15 protein-coding genes are annotated in these 16,616 nt (G+C 44.7%); all 15 read right to left on the bottom strand.

Annotated features, from left to right (window positions below):
• Nucleotides 1-9 precede the first annotated feature (9 nt).
• Complete coding sequence (locus MYB54_RS14760; protein ID WP_248720979.1) at nucleotides 10-567, bottom strand: chorismate mutase; 558 nt, start codon at nucleotides 565-567, stop codon at nucleotides 10-12.
• Between the two features lie 387 nt (nucleotides 568-954).
• Nucleotides 955-3,096 carry a YjbH domain-containing protein gene (locus MYB54_RS14765; protein ID WP_248720980.1) on the bottom strand — a complete coding sequence of 714 codons (2,142 nt, stop codon included), beginning with the start codon at nucleotides 3,094-3,096 and terminating at the stop codon, nucleotides 955-957.
• Nucleotides 3,093-3,875, bottom strand: coding sequence for a capsule biosynthesis GfcC family protein (locus MYB54_RS14770; protein ID WP_039554457.1), 783 nt, complete (start codon nucleotides 3,873-3,875; stop codon nucleotides 3,093-3,095). Before MYB54_RS14770 ends, MYB54_RS14765 begins: the two co-directional genes overlap by 4 nt.
• Nucleotides 3,876-3,884: 9 nt before the next feature.
• Entirely contained in the window at nucleotides 3,885-4,562 is a 678-nt protein-coding gene (locus MYB54_RS14775; protein WP_206555811.1) for a YjbF family lipoprotein, read from the bottom strand.
• Nucleotides 4,563-4,637: 75 nt separating this feature from the next.
• A complete protein-coding gene (locus MYB54_RS14780) occupies nucleotides 4,638-4,931 on the bottom strand; it encodes a hypothetical protein (protein ID WP_039468208.1) in 294 nt (97 codons plus the stop codon).
• 448 nt (nucleotides 4,932-5,379) lie between these two features.
• On the bottom strand, nucleotides 5,380-6,786 hold the full coding sequence (gene gnd, locus MYB54_RS14785; protein ID WP_010281382.1) for an NADP-dependent phosphogluconate dehydrogenase: 1,407 nt from the start codon (nucleotides 6,784-6,786) through the stop codon (nucleotides 5,380-5,382).
• 230 nt (nucleotides 6,787-7,016) lie between these two features.
• On the bottom strand, nucleotides 7,017-7,913 hold the full coding sequence (locus tag MYB54_RS14790; protein WP_014914740.1) for a sugar phosphate nucleotidyltransferase: 897 nt from the start codon (nucleotides 7,911-7,913) through the stop codon (nucleotides 7,017-7,019).
• Nucleotides 7,914-8,203: 290 nt separating this feature from the next.
• Nucleotides 8,204-9,577: a phosphomannomutase CpsG gene (cpsG, locus tag MYB54_RS14795; RefSeq protein WP_248720981.1), complete on the bottom strand. Its 1,374-nt coding sequence runs from the start codon at nucleotides 9,575-9,577 to the stop codon at nucleotides 8,204-8,206.
• Between the two features lie 6 nt (nucleotides 9,578-9,583).
• Nucleotides 9,584-10,330 carry a glycosyltransferase family 2 protein gene (locus MYB54_RS14800; protein WP_248720982.1) on the bottom strand — a complete coding sequence of 249 codons (747 nt, stop codon included), beginning with the start codon at nucleotides 10,328-10,330 and terminating at the stop codon, nucleotides 9,584-9,586.
• Between the two features lies 1 nt (nucleotide 10,331).
• Nucleotides 10,332-11,735, bottom strand: coding sequence for a mannose-1-phosphate guanylyltransferase/mannose-6-phosphate isomerase (locus MYB54_RS14805; protein ID WP_039468198.1), 1,404 nt, complete (start codon nucleotides 11,733-11,735; stop codon nucleotides 10,332-10,334).
• Nucleotides 11,736-11,744: 9 nt separating this feature from the next.
• The gene (locus tag MYB54_RS14810) at nucleotides 11,745-12,203 is read right to left on the bottom strand and encodes a GDP-mannose mannosyl hydrolase (protein ID WP_039468195.1); all 459 of its coding nucleotides are present in this window, start codon (nucleotides 12,201-12,203) and stop codon (nucleotides 11,745-11,747) included.
• 1 nt (nucleotide 12,204) lies between these two features.
• A complete protein-coding gene (gene fcl / locus MYB54_RS14815) occupies nucleotides 12,205-13,167 on the bottom strand; it encodes a GDP-L-fucose synthase (protein WP_248720983.1) in 963 nt (320 codons plus the stop codon).
• Between the two features lie 2 nt (nucleotides 13,168-13,169).
• Entirely contained in the window at nucleotides 13,170-14,279 is a 1,110-nt protein-coding gene (gene gmd / locus MYB54_RS14820) for a GDP-mannose 4,6-dehydratase (protein ID WP_014914734.1), read from the bottom strand.
• Between the two features lie 19 nt (nucleotides 14,280-14,298).
• Nucleotides 14,299-15,579 carry a glycosyltransferase gene (locus MYB54_RS14825; protein ID WP_248720984.1) on the bottom strand — a complete coding sequence of 427 codons (1,281 nt, stop codon included), beginning with the start codon at nucleotides 15,577-15,579 and terminating at the stop codon, nucleotides 14,299-14,301.
• Nucleotides 15,579-16,607, bottom strand: a complete 1,029-nt coding sequence (locus MYB54_RS14830; RefSeq protein ID WP_205543940.1) for a glycosyltransferase — start codon at nucleotides 16,605-16,607, stop codon at nucleotides 15,579-15,581. The genes MYB54_RS14825 and MYB54_RS14830 overlap by 1 nt, the downstream gene beginning before the upstream one ends.
• Nucleotides 16,608-16,616 lie beyond the last annotated feature (9 nt).

A 16,616-nucleotide genomic window follows, 5' to 3' on the forward strand; every position in this document is an offset into this window, starting at 1 on the left:
TCCACTCAGCTATTTGCCGTCTGGTTCAATTTGACTCAATGCCGCATAAATCTGGCGTTTGTCGTTCTGTGACAGATGCTCAACATTAATAGAAGAAAGAAATGCAGCCTCTTGCTGGGGCGCAAAATGCCCGCCATTCGCAAGATAACGTTTAATACTCACCAAGAGCTGGTCATCAATCGTGAGCAGCGTGGGTCTAATGGTGTCGTTCAGCGAAAGCGGCGTCCAGTCGCTCTCTGGTGCCGCAAGCCAGTCAGCCATGTAACGATACTGAATTGCTTTGCTGGCATTCATTAATGAAGTCACGAACAGCTGTGTACTCTGAGGGGATAAACCAACGGCAGCAGATTGCTCCCGCGCCTTGCTCAAAATACGTTCCTCTTGTTTTAGATCCTCAACGGGCAGGTGTTGACGAGCCTTATACCCCGCAACATCTTTCATCAACACCATCCGCTCCTGAATCAGTTGATAGATACCAAGAGGATTATCCTGCGCTGTGGCATAGAGAGGAACAGACCAAACAGCGCTCATCATTAACGAGATAACAGCGGAAATAGGCAAATTCATCGGGTTGCACTCTCCTGTTAGCACTACCATGAAGATCTATGGCTATGTTTTATTTCGCCATTGCGGCAGGAGATAATAGGTTTCGCTATATGAATCTTCCATGACGAAACTATTTCAATCATTACCCTCAGGACACACTTCGTCTTAACAATGCCCCAGTTCGTCACGACGATCGTGGTTAAGCTATTAAATTATCATCGATTTATGGCTAAAGACTCAGAAGCATCATCCTCAGTACGACATGATTAAGATACAAACGATAACCAAATGAAATAGTTCATTTTAGTTATCAAACAACTTTACTCTGCAAAGCCAACAGGCACAAAAAAGCCCGTCGTGGCACTTGACCATGACGGGCTTGATTAAGCCTAAACGGATCGGGATCGATTAATGATCGGTGAGACCATACAGCGAGCTACGGCGCTGTAGCATTTGACCACCGTCACGCGTCAGCGGTACCCAACCGACCGCCCCACGTTTCACCGTCGGTTCAGTGAACAGCAGATCAAACGGTATGGAGACGTAGAAGCCCTTGCTGAAGCTCCCTTCACCATATTCAGCGGCGCTGACGTTGGTTTTGGTCGCAAAGGCACCTGCAACAATCCCGCTGTCAAAGCGGCGAGACAGATCGAGGGTGACCCCTTTGTCCCCTGCCAGATAACGGCCCACACTCACTTTCGCCACCGCACCTTCCATAAACGGCAGTTCCCAGTAGGCAGTCAGATGGCCTGTGACCACATCGTAATCGGCCATACGCATGATGTCGTTCCAGTCACGCTGTTTGACATAGTTAACATCCATCCCCAGCGCCCAGCTTTTACCAAACGGCCGATACAGCACCTCAGACCCGACACCCGCGTACATCATTTCCAGATAGCCGCCGTAGACCTGGGTATACCAGTCCTGTGCAGGGTTATCCCTACGAGTCAATTGCAGATTGGTCAGCAGCAGATCCGAAGAAGTGACGTATTCACGCACCCAGGTTCTGACGCGTGGCAGCGCTGCGCCATCCGCCGGCGGCGTTTTGTAATTGAACTTGTCGTAGTTATCCAACAGGTTCAGCGTCGCGGTTCCCCCTACGCTCCAGTGATCGCTGATCCGATAGTCAACGTTACCTTTCAGCGCAATCTGGTACATATAGAAGGACTCAGCGCCACCGAAAGACTGCGTCAGCGTCGGATCTAATGAATACGTCAGGCGATCGGGTTGCGCAAGCAACACCTGCTGACCACGAACATCGGATACCGGCTCTTTACGATGCGTTTCAGGTTCTGGTTGACCAAGCGGAACAGCGGCCTGCTTAACCTGATGGAAAGCTTTGGCATCCACTTCCGTGCTGGCAATCGGTAAGCGCTGGCTGCGCTGAACAATGTGATATTCATCAATACCGTTCGGTACATGGTTTGCCAATACCGTCGCCGCGCGCTGTGTTGCCTGATCGCTGTCGCGATACTTGGTTTGATCGGCAACAATGGTGACCTGTTTTTGGTCCGCGTAGATATCGGCATCCTTAAAGCCGGCCTTATCATTCAGCTCTTTCGAAACGAGCTGCCAGTTTGTGCCTTTGCCATCCTGCACCGGCGCATAGACGGGTGGTGCATCGTCTAAATAGTTCGGCTTCAGATCGTTGAAATTAGTGCGCAGGGTAAAGCCCCACATCAGGGTATTACCGCGCTGCCACGACAAGGTGGTATCTAACACATCGCCGACGCGATAAACCGCACCGATGTTGAAAGGAGAATCATGCTTAAGCTGCTGCGGCACACCATTGGATGACGTTCTTTCTGCACTGTAATTGTTACCGTCGTATTCCAGCTTTAAGCGCAGAGGATCCCAGGGGGTCTGGTACTCAATACCACCAAACAACGCGGCAGGGCCATGGAAGAAATTACCGACCTCAAACTCTCCCCCGGTACCTGAAAAATCTTCACTACGCTCGCAGAAACTCGCTTTCAGCGAACAGGCAGGGTTTTTAATATTGCCGCTCTGGGCCATATTGCCCCACCCCATACCCAGGGTGAAATCAAACGGCCCCATACGCTTACTCGCCACCAGGTATTCGCTATCAAACAGGCCCGTACCGGCAATATCACGCAACCCCAGCGACACATCCGGCATCCAGTAGCTTTCCTGCCACAAACGGGCTTTGACATCGAATGACTTATCTTTATAGGTTTGGCTACCGCTGAAAGAGGGATCATTACTATAAGGGCGAGTACGGATGTCGGTATAACGCACCGTCGTTTCCAGCCAGTCAAAGAGCTGGAGCGATATGGAATAACGCCGATATTCCTCATTATCGCGGTAGTTAAGGCTGAATTCGCCCGTTTCCGCCATACGTGCGGTCGGCATCTGCAACAGGCCCGTGCCGCCAAAATCAGACTGTGATACCCCCGCAGGCTGAAAGCGCATATTCGGGTTTGTCGCAGTACGGCTACTTTCTGTTTCCGCCGCCATCGCCTGCGCACTCAAGATGCCGCCAATCGCCAACGACAGACAGCTTAATTTAACGTTTCTGTTCTTGGTCATTCGAGTGGAGTCCGGTTAGCCAGATAGTCAGCAAGCTGATCGTTAAGTGATGACATATCCTGTGGTAAAACTGCGGGATCAAAACCGATAAAGAGCGTTTCCCCCGCCGCGGGTTCAACATGCTGACGGTTCCACAACGCCAGCGGCACTTTGCGCCACTTGCCATTTCCCGCTATCAGATAACCATAACTGTTATCCGCCCCTGCAAGGAGTCGCCGTCCAGAGAGATAATTTTCGACCGACCATCCGGCACGCAGCGCCACTTTTCCCGACGTTTCCAGTTCCCCCACATCAGCAGAGGTATTGACCAGGCCAATCAGCGACAGCTTGTCATCATGAGGTGCCACATACAGTGCATATTCCCCCACCAGAGGGCGATTATTTTCTGCATATACGCGCACGCGGTCAGGATCTAAATCTGTGCGGATACGCCCAGCGACATTAATCGGATTAATGGTCTTTCTCAGCAGCCAGGCAGAGATCGCCAGATCGCCATCGCCTGAATTGCGCCAGCGCGTTTCCAGTTCAGCCAGCTTTTGCAGCAAGACATCCCCTTGCGCGCGTACTTTCTGCGTCGTCGCAAAATCAGAAATAAATGCGGTTTGCCAGTTAATATTCTGTGGCCAGGGAACCTGTTCGTAAAATTTTTCAAGACGCGTGCCGTCGTCAAGTTTAACGACAGCGACCGTCTCTTGAGGCGATTTCACCGTCAGTTGCGCAGACGTCGCGACGCCGGAAACCAGCAGCAACAAGGTAGCGATACGATTGAGTGCCAACATTGCAGCCCCTTATTGTGCGTAGGGTTTTAATACGGTGAATGTAACCAATGCCATACCCGGCCCCATATACTGCTGGCTTTGAACCACGCTTCCGTTAGCCGGATCAAGCCAGTAACTATTCGTGTAAGATTCATTCAAGGCGGGAACAGTCACCTGCTCATCAAAGCGCAGCAACTCACGCGAGGTATCTAGAATTTTTACGATTTCTTTGCCACGAGCCTGAAAAACGGACCGGGTATCGTAACCACCACGGAAGACCTGAGCCCATTCAACCCGACTTTGCCATGTCATTGGCGTCGATGTCTTCAACAGGCCTAACGTCAGGGGATCCTGTTGCAGGTTATCCACATAGGTAATGTCTTCGCCGAAGCCCTGCGTTTTCACCAGACGACCATGTTGGGTCGCGACTATATTTTTATCGGCCCCGATCCATTTCAGTTGGTTCTGTTCAGCAAAAGCGAGCACGACAAACGCTTGCGGTGCCTTACCCACTTTCAGATAGGCTGATGCATACGGTGTATTGGCAACCTGTTTGGCCGTCACATGGGTATCGTCCTGACCCAAAAACGCCAGTTTGAAGGTTTTGCCCACCTGTTCCATATTTTGGGAACAACCGGTTAATAGAATTGAGAAAAGAGGGATGGCAATCAGCGCTTTCATTTCTGCTATTCGTTTTATTCTTGTCATGCGATGAAGTTCTCGTTGAACAGCGTAGCCCGGAAAAAGAAAGGCCACCGAAGTGGCCTTGGAACTTAAACGGAATTAACTACGAGTACCAGTGACTGTCGTTGTTCCCGTGCTCGGGCTGCTATCGTCATTGCTGGCAACAGCAACAGCGACACCAACAGCGACAGCGGCAGCAACACCGACTGCAATCAGAGCAGTGGTACCGGCAGCAGCACCGGCACCAGCAGCACCAGCGGCAACACCAACGCTTGCGCTGGAGGTCGTGGTGGTCGTGGTACCCGCAGCCGTTGCGCTGGAGACGCCATCAACAGCAAACGCGTTTGACGACATGGCCAGTACAGCAGCCAGCGTGATTAACGTTTTCTTCATTACGATTTCCTTTTTAACATGAAGTACTTCAGGGTGGGGTACCGTCGAAAAGACCATACCCCGTCCTTCATTCCAGCCAGCATAACGGCAAAACTATCTATTTTTGCGTCGTTACCGACCGTTACTGGGATCCTCCCAGTAATGAGTTACAGTTCAATGGCGATCAAACCATCTATGAGATCAAACCACCTCTGATAAGCAACACCAGAAAGCAAAACTACAACTCGATTTTTGCAACACTGTTAAAAATAGCAAGATCCCGATGTAATAAACAGCAATGATCTCGGTAAAAAAGCAGATTTCTTTAATGAAATTTACAGTATTGCAGAAAAAAAGTCATAGATATCTTAACGATATCAATCCACTGATTCAGCAATATAAAAAACGCCAGATATTTCCTAATCTGGCGTTTTATTAACAAACAGCACTATCTAAGCATAAGAAACGATTATTCCAGCCATTCGGTATGGAATACGCCTTCTTTATCCGTACGCTTATAAGTATGAGCACCGAAATAGTCACGCTGAGCCTGAATCAGGTTAGCAGGCAATACGGCTGAACGGTAGCTGTCGTAATAAGCAATGGCCGCGGAGAAGGTTGGCGTCGGGATACCTTGCTGAACAGCGTAAGAGACGACGTCGCGCAGAGCTTGCTGGTATTCGTCAGCCACTTTCTTGAAGTAAGGAGCCAACAGCAGGTTAGCGATATCCGCTTTCTGCTCATACGCATCGGTGATTTTCTGCAGGAACTGTGCACGGATGATGCAGCCAGCGCGGAAAATCTTGGCGATTTCACCGTAGTTCAGATCCCAGTTGTTCTCGTCTGATGCCGCTTTCAGCTGTGAGAAGCCCTGAGCATAAGAAACGATCTTACCCAGATACAGTGCACGGCGCACTTTCTCAACAAACTCAGCTTTGTCACCACCGAATGGCTGAGCCGTCGGGCCAGTCAGCACTTTAGAGGCAGCAACACGCTGATCTTTCAGTGAAGACAGGTAACGGGCAAAAACGGATTCCGTGATCAGAGACAGCGGCTCACCCAGATCCAGAGAGCTTTGGCTGGTCCATTTACCCGTGCCTTTGTTAGCGGCTTCATCCAGAATCACATCAACCAGGTATTTGCCTTCTTCATCTTTTTTCTTGAAGATATCGGCAGTGATTTCAATCAGGTAACTACTTAACTCGCCTTTGTTCCACTCAGAGAACGTCGTAGCAAGCTCGTCGTTGTTCAGATTCAGTGCCTGCTTGAGCAATGCATAGGCTTCAGCAATCAGCTGCATGTCGCCGTATTCAATGCCGTTATGCACCATCTTGACATAGTGGCCTGCACCATCAGCACCAATGTAGGTCACACAGGCTTCGCCATCAGCACGCGCGGCAATCTGTTCCAGAATCGGAGCAACCAGTTCATACGCTTCTTTCTGGCCACCCGGCATGATGGAAGGCCCTTTCAGCGCGCCCTCTTCCCCACCAGATACGCCTGTACCGATGAAGTTAAACCCTTCAGCGGACAGTTCGCGGTTACGGCGAATCGTATCTTTATAGAAGGTGTTACCGCCATCGATCAGAATATCGCCCTTTTCCAGGTAAGGTTTCAGCGATTCAATCGTTTTATCGGTTGCTTCACCGGCCTTCACCATCAGCAGAATACGGCGGGGTTTTTCCAGGGATTCGACAAACTCTTCAACGGTGTAAGACGGCACCAGTTTTTTACCCGGATTTTCCGCGATAACTTCATCGGTTTTATCGGAAGAACGGTTAAAGATGGAAACGCTATAGCCACGGCTCTCAATGTTCAGCGCCAGATTGCGCCCCATCACCGCCATACCGACAACGCCAATTTGCTGTTTGGACATTAAAGCAACTCCTGTCTGAAGGATAACCTGCCTGCAACGGCGACAACGCCTCGCATTGCGACCTCGCAAGCAATTTAAAAACAGGCCGACATGGTAACTCAGCTTTGCGTGAGTGGGTAGTGATTGGTTTGATAGCGAAAGCTCACCCAATCGGAACGTATGGCGGGAAAAAGAAAAAACCGCAGAACGATTCAACGATCTGCGGTTTTACAGCGAGTTATCACGCAATATTACTTTTTCAGCAGCGCCTTAATACTTTCTTTAAATTCGGCACCAAACTCAGGATTGCGCAATCCATAGGACACAAATGCCTGTGCATAACCCAATTTACGGCCGCAGTTAAAGTTCTTGCCTGACATTTGCACAGCATCAACCTGCTGAGTCGCAATCATGTCGGCAATGACATCCGTTAACTGAATACGTCCCCATGCGCCAGGGACCGCTTTTTCCAGCAGTGGCCAGGCATCAGCAGTTAATACATAGCGCCCGACCGCAGAAAGGTCAGACCCTGTTTCAGAGGGTGCCTCAGGCTTTTCAATCATAGACGTAATTGCTGCGGCATCGCCCGGGTTCACCAGCGGTTTGTCACAATCGACAACAGAATACTCAGGCAACACCTCATAAGGACGATGCTTCACCAGCACCTGGCTACGCCCCGTTTCTTCAAAGCGAGAAATCAGCAGCGCCAGGTTTTCTTTCGTCTGATCGGCCGTGCTTTCATCCAGCACCACATCGGGCAACACCACCACAAATGGACTATCGCCAATGATTGGACGAGCACAGGAGACCGCATGCCCTAACCCCAGCGTTTCTCCCTGACGAACGTTCATGATCGTCACGCCTTTCGGGCAGATGGACTGTACTTCAGCCAGTAGTTGACGTTTGGCGCGTTCTTCCAGCAGAGATTCAAGCTCAAACGAGGTATCGAAGTGGTTTTCAATTGCGTTTTTAGACGCATGCGTCACCAGAACAATTTCTTTAATCCCCGCCCTCACACACTCGTTGACGATTTTCTCAATCACCGGGCGGTCAACCAATGGCAACATTTCCTTAGGAATGGCCTTGGTCACTGGTAACAAATTCATCCCTAAACCTGCTACAGGGATAATAGCTTTCAATGATGTCATGGATTGACTCTCTTCAATCTGATGGTTTTTATCTGGAGAACGATTTTTTTATCGAACACTTTTCACTTAGCAGCGTAATCCCACAACGCCATGCATGACACTAAGATTACACCCAATCTGTGACAAAGCGATCTCAGGTATCTGACTTTTTCTACTCCCACCTCGAATCGATCGCTGATTTAATCAGCAAGCTCGGCATAGAGAAGGTATATAGATGATACTGAACTCACATTCTGATTTAGTAAGCTGGGATTTATTTTTAAGATGAGGAGTCAGTTACTCTATAAAAATCAGTTCTGCCGTAGTAACCGTAGAATATCCTCAGTTTTTTCAACCATCAGAGCATGGTCAGCTTTAGACTCTACATTTAAGCGGACAACAGGTTCAGTGTTAGAAGAACGGAGGTTAAATCTCCAGCATTCAAACTCCAGGCTAATGCCATCAGTTTCGTCGATAGACGAAGCCTCAGGTAAGTAAGCGGCTTTAACACGCTCTATCGCTTTAGCCGGCTCATTCAACGTGGAGTTGATCTCGCCAGATGCTGGATATGCCTGCATTCTTTCACTTACAAGATCCCGTAAGCTCTTATTTTTTACACAGAGTAATTCCGCAACCAACAACCACGGAATCATTCCAGAGTCACAGTACGCAAAAGAGCGAAAATAATGGTGGGCGCTCATTTCGCCACCATAGATCGCATCTTCTTGTCGCATCCGCTCCTTAATAAAGGCATGACCAGTCTTTGACATAACCGGTTTTCCCTGATGGGAATTGACAATATCAATGGTGTTCCAGCTTAACCGAGGATCATGGATGATTTTTGCACCAGGCTCCTTTTGCAGAAAGGCGTCAGCTAATAGGCCAACGATATAATACCCTTCGATAAATTCGCCAAGATGGTTAAACAGGAAACAGCGATCAAAATCACCATCAAACGCAATCCCCATATCTGCTGAATGTGCAATCACTGCATCAGAAGTATCTTTTCTACATTCTGGCAAAAGTGGGTTGGGAATACCATTCGGAAATGAACCGTCAGGTTCGTGGTGTACCTTGATAAAAGTTACAGGCATATTTAATTTATTGAACTGCTCTTCCAGGGCGTCAATAACATGGCCTGCAGCACCATTACCGCTATTAATGACCAACTTCAATGGCTTGAAATTATCTGGCTTAATATAGCCCATCAAATGTTCAATGTAATTTTCAAGTACGGAAATTTTAGTATAGCTGCCACGAGCACCCTGCTGGACGGGGGAGAAATTATTTTTTTCAGCCAGTAATTGTATATCTCGCAACCCCGTATCGCCGCTAATAGGCTTAGCACCATCACGAACCAATTTCATGCCATTATAATCAATGGGGTTATGGCTTGCAGTTACCTCAATACCACCATCAACTCCAAGGTGGAAAGTCGCAAAATAGACTTCTTCAGTACCGGATAAACCGATGTCAAGCACCTGAACACCAGCATCCATCAGCCCATCTGCCAGAGACAACTTCAGGCTTTCGCTCGTTAAACGAACATCACCGCCGACGACCACACGCTCAGGTTTGAGCAATTCGCCATAGGCACGACCGATGCGATAAGCAATATCATCGTTTAATTCGCTTTCTAGGCGACCACGAATATCATAAGCCTTAAAACAAGTTAACTTTTCCATTATTTATCACTTCTTAAAAAACTGGGGTATTTTAGATAAATTCTTTCCTGCAACAGCGCTTAGCCAAGGTAGTTTATTGCTCTTCATCGCCTTAACATCTTCTTTTGTTTTCATTATCATATTGGACAAAGAGCGATTACTCATACCACCGACCCTCATGTTTATAATAACCTTGGGTATATATTTCACTGTTACTTTATGAATCCAAAGATAACGAAGTAAAGAGTCATAGTCGGCCGATATTCTATATGACAAATCAAAAGAGCCAAAACATTGGTAGCAAGAACGCTTCATATAAAAAGTTGGGTGTGGAGGCATCCACCCAAGCTTCATTTTATTTATATCAAAACCACCGCTTACCCATTTACGAACAATCACATCGTTGTCTGTCGAAGAGATATAATTCAAATCACCATAGACTGCATCGGCATTCGATTCACGCATGGCATCAACGATATCTTTTACGGCATCCGGGTAGGCAAAAAAATCATCTGAGTGAAGGAAACCAACGATATCGCCAGTAGCAGCCAATATTCCTTTATTGAGAGCATCATATATCCCCTTATCGGGTTCACTTATAATAACTGATACTCTACTACAGCTACTTTTAATTAAAGATAACGTATTATCTTTAGAACCGCCATCGATGATAATATATTCTATATCAGGATAAGTCTGCGCATTTAATGACTTTAACGTATCAGATATCGTCTTAGCACTATTGTATGTAGCAGTAATAATACTTACTTTCATTTTAATACCCTACACTAATAGTGCCGACACGCAATACGTCATCCTCACCTAAATAAGCGCCACTGCGAACCTCTATAATTTCCAACATCACTTTCCCAGGATTTTCGATCGCATGTGATGTACCAATTGGTATATAAATTGACTCGTTTTCTGAGACTAAATGAACTTCATCACCCCGATGGACTTTAGCTGTCCCTGAAACAACAACCCAATGCTCTGCACGGTGATAATGGAGCTGTGTAGCCGTTCTTTCCCCAGGTTTTACGACAACCCGTTTGACATGATAACGCTCTCCTTCCGCGATTTGATCATGGGACCCCCATGGGCGGAAAACCTCGCGATGCTGCAAGTATTCGCAGCGCTCAGAACGTTTCAATTTCTCTACTATAGCCTTAACATCCTGGACGCTATCTTTATTCGCCACTAAAACGGCATCTTTCGTCTCAACAACAATAAGGTTATCAATACCCACCGTTGCAACAAGTTTATTCTGAGAATAGATGTAACTATTATTTGTTTTCTCAGTTAACACATCCCCGCGAATCGCATTTCCATTTTTATCTTTTTCTGCAATGTCCCATAAGGCGGACCATGATCCCACATCACTCCAGCTGGCATCCATCGGGACGACCACTGCATCGCTCGTTTTTTCCATAACGGCGTAGTCAATGGAGTCATCTGGGCAAATGTGGAAAGCCTTACTATCTAAGCGAATAAAGTCTAAGTCCTTATTAATGCCTTCGATCGACTTACTACATGCGTTGTAGATTTCAGGACTATGGCACTCTAGCTCTTTCAAATAGCGGGATGCTTTAAACATAAACATACCGCTATTCCAGTAATACTCACCCGAATCCAGATAGTTTTGAGCACTAACCGCATCTGGTTTCTCGACAAAGGAAGCTACGGTAAAAGCACTCTCAATCGATGAGCCTCTGCGAATATAGCCATAACCGGTCTCAGGTCGATCAGGCACGATACCAAAAGTCACTAACTTACCTTTTGATGCATGTGTAATCGCTGACGAAACTGCCGCGACAAATGCATCTTCATTTTGTATAGCATGATCGGCAGCCAGGACCAGTAGGATCGGATCATCACCATTTTGAATAGCCTGCAGTGCAGCCAGAGCAATAGCAGGAGCTGTATTACGCCCTACAGGCTCTAAAATGATCCCACTATGTTTTATGCTTTTTTGTCGCAGTTGCTCAGCGACAATAAATCGGTGTGCCTCATTGCAAATAAAAAGAGGCGACTTATGTTCTATATCATGCAATCTCATTACCGTATCTTGCAACATTGTTAAGTTACTGATTAAAGATAGAAATTGCTTTGGATATAATGTTCGTGACAGAGGCCATAAGCGAGAGCCCGAGCCGCCTGCCATAATAACTGGTAAAATCATAAACCACCCTTATTTCAAGAAATAATTCTTAGTATTTTCATGAACGTCTGGACTTGACAACAATTGGTCAATTTCGAACCAGTTATAATTATCATGTTGTTTATTTGGAAGTTGAGATAAATCAATATCAAGATTTAACTTGTAGGCCAGAACAACATAATGGGTAGAAAAATCATCGCCAGAAAAATTATCTGTATAAAAGTGTTCATAAGGTGCAATAAAATTTGCTGAGTCAAATGTTGCATTCACATTTAACTCATCTAATGCCAACCGAGTGAAGGCACTGGAAATGGTCTCATCTTTTCGTATTCTTCCTCCGGGAACAAACCAGTAATTTTTTGCAGGAAGGTTAAGTCGTTTCCCTAACAAAATATGACCACGTTTATTCTCAATGACAAAATCGATAGATATCAGAGGAGTCTTTTCAACAATTGTTTTAAAAAGATTTCTTTCCAGGAACTCTGCCATATTATTTCCTAAAAGAATTTTGATTAGCCAAAAACCAATGGTATGTTTTTAACAACCCTTCTTCTAATTCTACTTTATATTGCCACCCTAGTTTTTTTAACCTGGAGACATCCATTAATTTTCTTGGTGTGCCATCAGGTTTACTGGCATCAAATACTACTTGTCCTTGGTACCCAACAACCTTTGCCATCGCGTTAGCCATTTCACCGATAGTACAGTCAACACCTGTACCGACGTTGATATGTGACAGCATAGGATCAGTATGAGAATCATAGACGTTCTTATCCAATTCCATTACATGAATTGAGGCTGCTGCCATATCGTCTACAAACAAAAATTCTCGCATCGGTTTGCCACTCCCCCATACGACAACTTCAGGGGAATTTAAAACTTTAGCTTCATGAAAACGGCGCATTAATGCCGGAATGACATGAGAATTTTCAGGATGGAAGTTATCATTTTCGCCATAGAGATTAGTTGGCATTACGCTGCGATAATCTCTGCCATATTGTCGGTTATATGACTCGCATAATTTTATTCCGGCAATCTTAGCAATAGCATAGGGCTCGTTCGTTGACTCCAAAATACCAGTTAGTAGAGCCGATTCTTTCATCGGCTGTTCAACAAGTTTAGGATAAATGCATGAAGAGCCTAAAAAAAGCAATTTATGTACACCTGATTGGTGTGCATAATTTATGATATTGCTTTCAATCATTAAATTTTCATAAATAAATTCTGCAGGATAAGTGTTATTCGCATGAATACCACCCACTTTCGCAGCCGCAAGATAAACTTCATCAATATGCTCGTTGGCAAAGAAACTTTTGACTGCGTCCTGTGATAAGAGATCCAACTCATCGCGAGTGCGGACGACTATCTCGATATCATTTCTGGTCTGGAGTTGTCTCACAATTGCAGAGCCGACCATACCCCGATGGCCAGCAACATAAACGCGTTTTTTCATTCTTATCTCTCCACAGAAATAGATACGTCAAATCCGTGTTGCTTGAGTAAGACATGCTGTTTCGCGTTATCCAGATCTGAAGCAACCATTTCGGCACACATTTCATTTACAGTGATTTCTGGAACCCAGCCCAATTTCTCTTTCGCTTTTGCTGGATCACCCAGAAGCGTTTCAACTTCTGCCGGTCTAAAGTAACGTGGATCTACTTTGACGATAACATCACCGACTTTAACTGCAGGCGCGTTATCTCCCGTGATTGCTTTTACAGTAGCAATTTCATCAACACCGCTACCGCTAAACTCGAGCTCAATTCCTGCTTCTAATGCAGACATGCGCACAAATTCACGCACCGTAATTTGGTAACCCGTTGCAATGACAAAGTCCTCTGGGTGATCTTGCTGCAACATTAGCCATTGCATACGAACGTAGTCTTTAGCATGACCCCAGTCACGCAATGAGTCCATATTTCCCAAATGCAAGCAAGACTCTAGTCCCTGAGAGATATTGGCGATAGCGCGAGTTATTTTACGAGTAACGAATGTCTCACCACGGCGAGGAGACTCATGGTTGAAGAGAATACCGTTACATGCATACATCTCATATGATTCACGGTAGTTTACCGTGATCCAATATGCATATAGTTTCGCTACAGCATAAGGGGAGCGAGGGTAAAATGGCGTAGTTTCTCGCTGAGGAATCTCTTGAACCAAGCCGTAAAGCTCAGATGTTGATGCCTGATAAAAACGCGTCTTTTTCTCTAACCCATTAATACGAATCGCCTCAAGAATACGCAATGTGCCAATAGCATCAACATCAGCCGTATATTCAGGTGATTCAAAAGACACAGCAACATGCGATTGAGCGCCGAGATTATAAAATTCATCGGGCTCAATTTCTTTAACAAGACGAACCAGGTTAGAGGTATCCGTCAAGTCTCCATAATGTAAATGAAGATTCTGACTATATTCATCACTAATATGATCAATACGAGTTGTATTGTAAGAGGATGCCCTTCTTACAATTCCATGAACTTCATAACCTTTTTCTAGAAGAAACTCAGCCAAATAAGAACCATCTTGACCAGTAATACCACTAATAATTGCCTTTTTCATGTATATTCCTAATAAAAAACTATTTCACAAGGTTATTTAGCTTCTTGCTATTGACTTCATTAATTAATGAAAAATAATTTTCACTGATAATGCTATAGGAGAAATTTTCTACAACAAAATTTCTACCTAAACGTGCCATACTCTTCCTTTCTTCTGTTGAAAGGAAAAACATATCTTTTATAGCGTTGGCAAAAGCATAAGTATCAAACGGCTCAACAGTAAATCCTGTACGCCCATTTATAACAATATCTTTCAGACCAGATGTTTCAAAACAAACCACGGGTGTTTCGCTAGCCAAAGCCTCAGCAGCGACTTGTCCGAAGGATTCAACAAGAGATGGGATTACAGCACAATCAGCTGCCGAGTAAAGCGCAGATAGCTCCGTAGGGTCAGTAATATGACCAACCCGTGAGCATGAAAAACCCGAAAACGCTTCCGATGATTTTTCTGCACTACCAAAAATTATCAGTCGAATCCGTTGACGATCGGTGTCTGATATCAACGACTTCAAATGATTCAAAGATTCTTCAAGCTGCTTTCCGCCTTTTATCGGGTTTTTATTACCGCCAATTGCGCCAAAAATAATCAAAAAATCACTCTCGGAAAAGCCCATTTTATATCTAAATTCATTACGTTCTAGCGCACTCAATGGCTTAAAAACATCAATATCTATTGGATTAGGCAGTAATCTAACATCAGCATCTTTTAATATTTGGCTTTTTTTAGCTCTGTCAAGCATCCACAAAGAAGGAACGGTATAAACAATATCCTTTCTTTTACTCAACGCTTTCTTTTTAATTTTCCAAATATAAAAAGACCAATTGACTCCCTTAATCCCTTTTTTGAAAAATTTATATCCATGTATAAAATCAAGATCCAATTCTTCACTGCCATTTTTACAATCGGGATCAACCTTAGCATAATGCTCAACACCGCAATACAGCCATTCATCGTGTAATGTAAAGATCGAATTTTGCGGGATCTTATCAAAATCAAAAACGCTCAATGTATCATTATTTATCCAGTGAAAATGATGAATATCATTGGCGTAATTAAAAGAATCGACGACAGGTTTATAGGAAAAAAAATTAAGGGAGTGCTTTATTGGATTATTATCAAACTGCATCTTCACTAAGATAAAAGAGATTACTCGTTTAAAAAAAGACCATCTTCCAGAGTTATCCTGATTGATAAAATCAACTCCGACTCCGTCTTTTAAAAGTAAATGACCAAATTTTTTTGCTGCAATTGCAGCCCCCCCCTTAGATAAGGAGAAGGAAATCAGTTTTACTTTAACCATCAGTAATATGACTCTATTTGTTTTTTATTAATTTCACTAAAATTTATCATTGAAGTATTTGAACAAAACTCATCATATCGCTCACCCATTTCCGATATAGCATTGCTTAGTGAGGCAGTATTATTAGCGCTGAAAATTATTCCTGCTTTATAGGCTTCGACGAGATCCTGTCCACATCCAACTTTATCTGAACAAATGACAGGTAAACCATATACCAGCGCTTCTTCAACAACTAGTCCCCATGGTTCAGATGTTGAAGGGAAAATAAAAACATCGTGCTCCACAAAAATAGAATTTAGCTCAGAATTATTAACATAACCCTTGAACTGAATATTCTCACCAGCTTTGCGTTCTAAACTTTCTCGCTGTGGGCCATCGCCAACAATGGTCAATGACAACTCCGGCTGCTGGCAGAAAAAATCCAAAAGAAAATCTAAACCTTTTTCTTCAGATAATCGACCAACATACAAAAATCGGCCACGATAGGTATGCTTGTCATGTTTAGCATGACTATGCATAGCGTGATTGTTCAGCCCTACTCCGTAGGTAGTTATAATCTCACCAGGGAAAGACAGTGATTCAATGAGTTCTCTATGAGGTGCGCCACTACAAAAAGCCGTTGAGATTCGACTTAGAAACAGCTTCTTGATTTTACCTTTTAATCCAGAAACCAGACTCTCATAACGCGTAGATTCGATCACAACGGCGTTTTTCTTGCGTGGGCTAGTGAAAGCGATTCCCCAAAATTCAATGAGGTCCCAGCCGCCTATGACAATTTTTTGATACTGAACTGATCGCAATAATTTCAATAACTGAAACAAAGAGGAATATTTTCGTCTTAATTCGAAACCGCCTTGATTAATGAATTGATATTCAAAATTCATTGTACCTTTAATAAAATCGTCATTTCTTATTTCAGACCCGCTAGAAATAAACAAAACAAGAATTTTTTTGTTTTTTGCAATTTCGTTATAAAGATTTATTTTATAAAAAGCGGGGAGATGGGTAACAAATATAATGTCATACATAAAAACACC

The sequence above is a fragment of the Pectobacterium nicotianae genome, assembly GCF_023272715.1.
Classification (GTDB): Bacteria; Pseudomonadota; Gammaproteobacteria; order Enterobacterales; family Enterobacteriaceae; genus Pectobacterium; species Pectobacterium brasiliense.

Coding starts and splice junctions, on each gene's coding strand:
- MYB54_RS14760 (WP_248720979.1), bottom strand. CDS start 567: ATGAATTTGCCTATTTCCGCTGTTATCTCGTTAATGATGAGCGCTGTT.
- MYB54_RS14765 (WP_248720980.1), bottom strand. CDS start 3,096: ATGACCAAGAACAGAAACGTTAAATTAAGCTGTCTGTCGTTGGCGATT.
- MYB54_RS14770 (WP_039554457.1), bottom strand. CDS start 3,875: ATGTTGGCACTCAATCGTATCGCTACCTTGTTGCTGCTGGTTTCCGGC.
- MYB54_RS14775 (WP_206555811.1), bottom strand. CDS start 4,562: ATGACAAGAATAAAACGAATAGCAGAAATGAAAGCGCTGATTGCCATC.
- MYB54_RS14780 (WP_039468208.1), bottom strand. CDS start 4,931: ATGAAGAAAACGTTAATCACGCTGGCTGCTGTACTGGCCATGTCGTCA.
- gnd (WP_010281382.1), bottom strand. CDS start 6,786: ATGTCCAAACAGCAAATTGGCGTTGTCGGTATGGCGGTGATGGGGCGC.
- MYB54_RS14790 (WP_014914740.1), bottom strand. CDS start 7,913: ATGACATCATTGAAAGCTATTATCCCTGTAGCAGGTTTAGGGATGAAT.
- cpsG (WP_248720981.1), bottom strand. CDS start 9,577: ATGGAAAAGTTAACTTGTTTTAAGGCTTATGATATTCGTGGTCGCCTA.
- MYB54_RS14800 (WP_248720982.1), bottom strand. CDS start 10,330: ATGAAAGTAAGTATTATTACTGCTACATACAATAGTGCTAAGACGATA.
- MYB54_RS14805 (WP_039468198.1), bottom strand. CDS start 11,735: ATGATTTTACCAGTTATTATGGCAGGCGGCTCGGGCTCTCGCTTATGG.
- MYB54_RS14810 (WP_039468195.1), bottom strand. CDS start 12,203: ATGGCAGAGTTCCTGGAAAGAAATCTTTTTAAAACAATTGTTGAAAAG.
- fcl (WP_248720983.1), bottom strand. CDS start 13,167: ATGAAAAAACGCGTTTATGTTGCTGGCCATCGGGGTATGGTCGGCTCT.
- gmd (WP_014914734.1), bottom strand. CDS start 14,279: ATGAAAAAGGCAATTATTAGTGGTATTACTGGTCAAGATGGTTCTTAT.
- MYB54_RS14825 (WP_248720984.1), bottom strand. CDS start 15,579: ATGGTTAAAGTAAAACTGATTTCCTTCTCCTTATCTAAGGGGGGGGCT.
- MYB54_RS14830 (WP_205543940.1), bottom strand. CDS start 16,607: ATGTATGACATTATATTTGTTACCCATCTCCCCGCTTTTTATAAAATA.